This window comes from Pacificoceanicola onchidii (genome assembly GCF_004804335.1).
In the GTDB taxonomy this organism is placed as follows: Bacteria; Pseudomonadota; Alphaproteobacteria; order Rhodobacterales; family Rhodobacteraceae; genus Pacificoceanicola; species Pacificoceanicola onchidii.
On record NZ_SRXY01000015.1, the window covers coordinates 47735 to 54884 of the forward strand.

Here is a 7150-nt window from a genome sequence, read left to right on the forward strand (position 1 = left end):
TGCTGAGTCAGTGGGCTGCCTCGTCTGTCTGATAGTATCTGATCCGGGAGGTGTCCTCCCAAGGATAGGGGTTTTCCATGGCTCCGGCGCAGGCGTTCCACTCTTCCTGTGTCGGCTCCGGAACCTCGCTGTAGGTCCCGCATTTCATGCACTGAACCTGCAACTCGACAGTATCAAGGATGCCTGCAACCACGTACCAGTCATGCTCGCATGTGGCAGGATCGTCCATCAGGATGGAAAGGCGCTCAGTGATATAGGCCGTGGACAGCCAGGACTGCGGGACGAGGAGGCTCAGGAGAGCCCGTGTCTTCTTCAGCATGGGGCCACTCCGTCAGACCTCACTCAAACCGCTGGGCCAACCCCCGAGACACATCCAGAGCCGCCCGGATTGTCACGTCCATGTCCATGTAGGCATAGCGCCCGAGCCGCCCGAGGAAGGTGACGTTTTCTTCCGCCTCGGCCAAAGCCTCGTATTGCGCCAGCATCGCCATCTCGCCGGTCAGGCGGATCGGGTAATAGGGAATATCCCCCGCCTCGCAGGCGCGGGAGACCTCGCGGTACAAAACCGTGCCCTCGTGCTCTTCCCAAGGCGCGAAATGCTTGTGTTCGGTGATGCGGGTGAACGGTACATCCGGATCCCCGTAGTTCATCACCGCGCAGCCCTGCCAGTCGCCGGTGCTGGTAAACCGCTCGAAATCCAGCGTGCGATAGCCAAGCGCGCCGAACCGCCCGCCATAATAGGCATCCAGCGGCCCGGTCCAGATCAGGTGATCGCCTGTTCCAGCGCTCGCGGCATCCAGCGCGGACCCAAGGTGCAGATCAATGTTCGGATGGTCCAGAATGCCTTCGACCATCGGCGTATAGCCGTTCTCGGGCATGCCCTGAAAGGCATGGGCAAAGTAGTTGTCGTTATAGTCAAACCGCAGCGGCAGGCGTTTGAGGATGGAGGCGGGCAGGGCCTTGGGGCTCATCCCCCATTGCTTTTCGGTATAGCCCTTGAAGAAAGCCTCGTAGAGCCGCGGGCCGACAAAGCGCAGGGCCTGTTCCTCAAAGCTTTGCGGGTCCGTGATGCTCAGGTCCGCCTCATGCTCTTCGATGAACTGGCGGGCTTCCTCCGGGCGGAAGGTCTTGCCAAAGAACTGATTGATCGTGTGCAGCCCGATGGGCATGGCATAGACCGCGCCCTGAACGGTGGTTTTCACCTGGTGGCGATAGGGTCGGAAGGTTGTGAAGCGGTTCACATAGTCCCAGACCTCGGCATCGCCGGTGTGAAAGATGTGCGGGCCATAGAGATGCACCATGACGCCGGTCTCATCGCAGCGCTCGGTATGGCAGTTCCCGGCCACATGGGGGCGGCTGTCGTGGATCGTCACATGGTGACCGGCCTCGGCCAGCGTGCGCCCGGCCACGGCCCCGGAAAGCCCCGCTCCAACAATGGTGATCTGCATGGTGTCCTGCCTGCCTGTCGACTCGGAGGCAACCTAGAGTGTTTTCGATCCGATTTGAAACGGGTCATCGGAGATGTCTCACGCGTGCGGCGGGCGGGGTGGTTTTGGGGCTGAAGCGGTCATTGGTTCTTTGCACCCCAGCGCGGAATCAAGCCCGAAGGGCGCCGTGCCATCGACGGGCCGTCCCGTCGCACCAAAGGTGCGCCGACATGCTCTCGGCACGCCTTTGGCGTGACGGCACGGCGATTGGGTTGTCGTAACGAGCCACACCTGTCTAGCGCGCCAGTGGCCGGTATAAATCAAGGGGATCAACGAGTGCATCGCCGCACCACGGCCCGTCATGTCGGAGACATGCTTCCAGCATGATGGGCACGGCTTGTCCTGTGGTCATGAGGGCCCGGATCAAGTCCGGGACGGGATAGGCTCAATGACCGCCAAAGCCCCCAAACCGGCCCTCAAACCCCCGCGCAGTTTAAACAAACCCTAAAGAAACCGCCCCGTTTTGCCCCAATCCGGGCCTCCTGCATCCGCTTTGCCCAGGCATGCCTGCGGTCAGAAACCTGCCGCGTGGGGCGCTTTGATGAAACTCGAATGGGATGGCCGCATCAGTGCCGGGGATGTGTTCCTCGACAACAACCTGCACTCTCTGGAAATCGTGATCACGGCGTCCGGCCCGGTGCTCTATGCCGGGACCGGGCAGGGCGGCGGCATCACCGCCTATGCGCTCAACCCTGCGGGTGGTCTGCCGACGCGGCTTGATACGCTTTATTTCCCCTCATGGCTCGGCGGCACGGCGGGGGACATCCTCGAATACGCGGTGGTCGATGGCACAACCCAGCTGCTGATCGGCGGCGGCTCGCCCACCGGCACCGGCATGCTGCGCGGCTACCAGATCGGCACCGATGGCCGGATCAACTGGCTCGATCAGAACACCGGGCTGACAAGCGGGACCTGGAACATCTCCGATGTGGTCACCTCCGGCAGCGCCTGGGGCACGCTCTACGTGGTGGATGCCACCACCGGCATGCTGCGCTGCTACGTGCCGTCTGCGGGCGGCGGGCTGAGCCAGACCGGCGCGAGTTTCGAGCTTGGGGTCGGGGTCGAGCTTGCCATCACGGACGTGAACGGGCAGGAGATCCTGCTGGCCACCGATCCGGACCGGGGCGGGATCCTCAGCTATGCCGTGGACGGCGTCACCGGCGCGCTGAGCCCGGTGGATTACGAAGGCGCGGAAAAAGGCATGGGGATCGCCACCCCGACCGCGCTGGAAACGGTCACCGCCTTTGGCACCACATGGGCGCTTGTGGCCTCGGCGGACAGTTCTTCGCTGAGCGTGTTCAAGGTCAACCCCGGCGGCGGGCTTGCCCCGGTCGATCACGTGGTCGACGGGCTGACCACCCGCTTTGGCAATGTGCAGGCCATGGCCGTGGCCGAGGTCGATGGGCAGGTCTTTGTCGTCGCGGGCGGCGGCGATGACGGGCTCAGCCTCTTTACCCTGCTGCCGGACGGGCGGCTTTTGCATCTCGACACGATCGAGCATGACATCGGCCTCGGGCTGGAGAATGTCACCGCCATCGCCGCGACGGTGGTCGGCACGGAACTGCAGATCTTCGTCACCAGCGGCACCGATGACGGGGTGACCCAGCTTTCGGTCTCCCTGGGCAACCTCGGGCAGGCCATCCACGACACCAGCCCGGCGAACACGCGCTTTGACGGCACCGCGGGCGATGACCTGATCGCCGCCAGCGGGACCGGGCAGGACACGCTGTATGGCCACGGCGGCAATGACATCCTGGTGGCGGGCACCGAAGGGACAACGCTGCATGGCGGCGCGGGCTCCGACACCTTCGTGATCTGTGAAGGTGATACGGCTCAGCGCGTGCGCATTCTGGATTTCACCCCCGGACAGGACAGCCTCGATCTTTCGGGCTTTGCCATGCTGCGCTCCACCGCGCAGCTGACCATCACCCCCACCACCTGGGGGGCACGGATCACCATCCGCGACACCATCATCGACGTGACCTCCGGCGGCGGCGGGCCGCTCAGCGAGGCGGACATCTTTCCGAACGGTTTCACCTGGGCCGATCACATCATGCCCTCGCCGCCGCCCACCGGCGCGGTGATGGCAGGCAACCCGGCCGATGACGTGCTGACCGGCACCTTCTTGGGCGACACCATCACCGGCGAGGCGGGCAATGACAGCCTGCTGGGCGAGGGCGGCAGCGATCTGATCTGGTCCGGCGACGGCAATGACACGCTGCGCGGCGGCGGCGACAATGACACCCTGGGCGGGCAAAACGGCAATGATCTGCTCTGGGGCGATGGCGGCAACGATCAGCTTTGGGGCGATGCGGGCCAGGACCGCGCCTGGGGCGGATACGGCGACGATGTGCTCGGCGGCGGCTCCGGCCATGACAGCCTCTACGGCGAAGACGGCATGGACAAGGTCTGGGGCGACGCGGGCAACGATTTCGCCTCCGGCGGCGCCAATGACGACACGCTTGGCGGTGATATCGGCAATGACACGCTCTGGGGCGAGGACGGCAACGACAAGCTCTGGGGCGGCCATGACCAGGACCATCTGCACGGCCACGCCGGCCATGACACCATGGCCGGGGGCAACGGCCATGACCGGATGCACGGCAACGATGGCGATGACCGGCTCTGGGGCAATGACGGCAACGACAGCGGCTGGGGCGGGGATGGCGATGACATCCTGGGCGGCGACAGGGGCAATGACAGCCTCGACGGCGGCAATGGCGATGACGAGATCCTCGGCGGGGATGGCAATGACACGCTGCTCGGGGGCTACGGCAATGACACGCTGGATGGCGGCAACGGCGCCGACAAGATCTGGGCCGGAGGGTTGAACGATCTGGTCCGGGGCGGCGCGGGCTATGACACGCTTGGCGGCAACGACGGCGATGACACGCTCTGGGGCGGCGGCGGCAATGACAAGGTCTGGGGCGATGCCGGCAATGACCTTGGCAGCGGCGGCTGGGGCAATGACACGCTTGGAGGCGGCGATGGTCAGGACACGCTCTGGGGCGGGGACGGCAATGACAGGGTCTGGGGGGACGCGGGCGCGGACCTGCTCAACGGCGAGGCCGGTGACGACACGCTGGCCGGCGGGGCGGGCAGTGACACGCTCTATGGCAATGACGGTGCCGATGCGCTCTGGGGCGGGGAGGGGAGTGATCAGCTCTTTGGCGGCAACGGCAATGACACGCTCGGCGGGGACGCGGGCAATGACACGCTTTACGGCGGCTGGGGCGCGGATACCTTTGCCTTCTACGCCGGGCATGGCAACGACACGATCACCGATTTCGAAGACGGGGTCGACCTGATCAAGATCGGCGTGCCGGGGATCAGCAATTTCTCCCAGATCGAGATGGATCAGGTCGGCCAGGACGTGGTGCTGCGCCTGCCGGGCGGCGATGTCACGCTGCAGGATACCCAGCTGTCAGAGCTGGGCGCGGGCGATTTCTGGATCGTCTAGGGCCGGCTATCCTGCTGTCTGATCCTCTCCCGCACCCGGCCCAGGCGCGCGCGGAAGACAGGCCAGGCGCCGTCATCCCTGCCATTCTCGATCAGCTCATCCACCGCATCCTCTCCGGTGAAGTATTTGCCGCCACCAATGTAGTGAAAAATCCTGGTGTCCTCATGCGTGCCGGGGCCGTCGGGGCCCGGATTCAGGGAGCGGTACAGGTCTGTCGGTATGTTGAGGGCGAAGTTGTAATCAACCGGGATCGTTTCACAGCGAAACCCGTGGCGGGCGCAGCAGACCGGATGCGCCATCTGATAGGCAAAATGGGTCTGCTGGAAGCGGTGCACAAGCGTCAGGTCGTCGACAAACGTGCGCCCCATCGTGTCGAAATGCGCCCGCGGGCCGATCACCACACCGGCGTTGAAATAAGCCGGTCCATAGCGATGCGCCTCATCGCCAAAAATGATGTTTGTCCGCTCAAAACCGGGGATGGTGCGAAAATTGATGCCCCATGCCGAGCACTCGAACTCCAAAGGCGGCATGTCCACACCGGCGGCGTCAAAGATATCCTGCCACCATGCGGCGGACGGACGGCCATCGGAATTGGTCCGCCCGAAGGGCGACACATGGGCGATCACCCCAAGGATCGTCTGATCCCTGTGCGCCTGCAGGATCACATCGTCGAAATCCCCCGTCACGAGCAGATCCGCATCGATCATGGCCACCACATCCGCCCGGGATTCGACCCAGAAGCGCTCGAACCCGGTGGCGTCGTACTTCCACTTGGCAAAGTTCTCCTGATCGACCCAATGCACCGACATGTCATGATCGTTCATCCAGGGGTATGTCTCCCTGAGATCAAAGGGCGGGGTCTCATCCCCGACAACCAGGGCGCAATGGGCGGATTTTCCGATAGGCCCGCCAAACTCCTGGATGGATTCGAGAAAATACCGAACCATGCGCATCATGCTGTCACTCGGACTGAGCGGAATGCGGAATTCGAGGGACGGCTGGGACGGGCTGTCGTGCATCAAGATGTCCTTTGATCCTGTGTCAGGTACTGAAAAGGTCCTGCGCTTCGGCATGGAGCCGGTCGCGGGTTGCATCGTCGTAGCGCCGCCCGCCGAGATCACCATCACAAGGGTTCCCGAGATAGCGCCGGGCAAAACGCCTGTTGCTTTCGGCAAAGCGCGCGCGAATGGTGGCCGCGTCCTGTGCCGTGAACAGCACGGCGGGGCGGTCTTTCCCGTCAAAGGCCTGGAAAATCGGATGCCGCAGACGGTGATCGGAAACACCGGCCCCGTTCATGAGCCTTGCCACGGTCAGCGCGCGCGCGCCAAGAGACCGGTTCGCGCCCTGGCGGGTGGCCGCGCGTTCGGCAGGCTGCAAGTCAGGCTGACCGGGCAGGCAGGACGCCATCTTTGCCAAAGCATCCTGCGCCTTGCCGTCGTACAGACGCGCGATCATGGCATCCCGGCCAAAATGCGCAGCCCATGCTTCCGCTTCGGCAAAGAAATCGGCCCCCTCGAGGGTTTCGGCATAAGCCATCGCAGACCCTGTCTCGGCCCCGACCTTGACCATCTGGTTGTATTCGGATTCCGCCAGCTCGTCCTGGGACCGGGCAAACAGGATCACCCTGACCGATGCGATGACCCCAAGCGCCTCGATCCAGGCCTTCAGCGCCGCTTTGTTCACAAGCGGAAAATTCTCGGAGCTGAGCAGGACGGCCTGTGCCGGGCTTTCGACAATCTGCCGCGCGGTCTCGGCACGCAGCGCCTCGGGGTTCGCGGGAGGCACCATATAGCCGGGCCGCTCGTCTATAAAACTCTTGGCGAAGTCCTGATGCCCGCCACCGCGCCCTTCGTCCCCTGCGAGGATATAATCGATGCCCTGAGCCAATAAGGTCTCGCGGTGAGCCGCGAGTGCTTTTTGCTGCGCCGTGGTGCCGGTTTTCCCGCGGCCAATGTGCAAAAACAGCGTTTTCATACGGCCCTGTATGTCATGTTCCCGATCAGGGGAAAACCCCGGAGCATCCGGGGCAAGACCGGCATCAGGACCGCTGAAAAAGCCCCCGTCCGTCATGCAAAACGCCGCCCCTTTCAGGGCGGCGTTTCATCGGTTTCAAATGCTCGGGCGGCGGATCAGTCCGCGGCGCTCTCTTCAAGCTGCTCGATGCGGGCCGACAGCTCCAGGATCAGCGCCTGCTGCGCCGCGT

Annotated in this window: 5 protein-coding genes; 1 reads left to right on the plus strand and 4 read right to left on the minus strand. The window is 64.0% G+C overall.

Translation table 11 applies throughout. The features are described 5' to 3' along the window. Positions 1 to 7: 7 nt before the first annotated feature. Complete coding sequence (locus tag E4662_RS23930) at positions 8 to 319, minus strand: hypothetical protein (RefSeq protein WP_136444168.1); 312 nt, start codon at positions 317 to 319, stop codon at positions 8 to 10. Positions 320 to 338: 19 nt separating this feature from the next. After that, the gene (gene glf, locus E4662_RS23935) at positions 339 to 1448 is read right to left on the minus strand and encodes a UDP-galactopyranose mutase (RefSeq protein ID WP_136444169.1); all 1110 of its coding nucleotides are present in this window, start codon (positions 1446 to 1448) and stop codon (positions 339 to 341) included. A gap of 580 nt (positions 1449 to 2028) precedes the next feature. Between glf and E4662_RS24455 the strand changes: the two genes are divergently transcribed. Continuing rightward, positions 2029 to 4947 carry a calcium-binding protein gene (locus tag E4662_RS24455; protein ID WP_136444170.1) on the plus strand — a complete coding sequence of 973 codons (2919 nt, stop codon included), beginning with the start codon at positions 2029 to 2031 and terminating at the stop codon, positions 4945 to 4947. Here the strand turns inward: E4662_RS24455 and E4662_RS23945 are convergent. Then, positions 4944 to 5966 carry a hypothetical protein gene (locus E4662_RS23945; RefSeq protein ID WP_136444171.1) on the minus strand — a complete coding sequence of 341 codons (1023 nt, stop codon included), beginning with the start codon at positions 5964 to 5966 and terminating at the stop codon, positions 4944 to 4946. The two genes, E4662_RS24455 and E4662_RS23945, sit on opposite strands and share 4 nt — an antisense overlap. A gap of 22 nt (positions 5967 to 5988) precedes the next feature. Beyond that, entirely contained in the window at positions 5989 to 6921 is a 933-nt protein-coding gene (locus tag E4662_RS23950; RefSeq protein WP_136444172.1) for a hypothetical protein, read from the minus strand. Between the last annotated feature and the right edge of the window lie 229 nt (positions 6922 to 7150).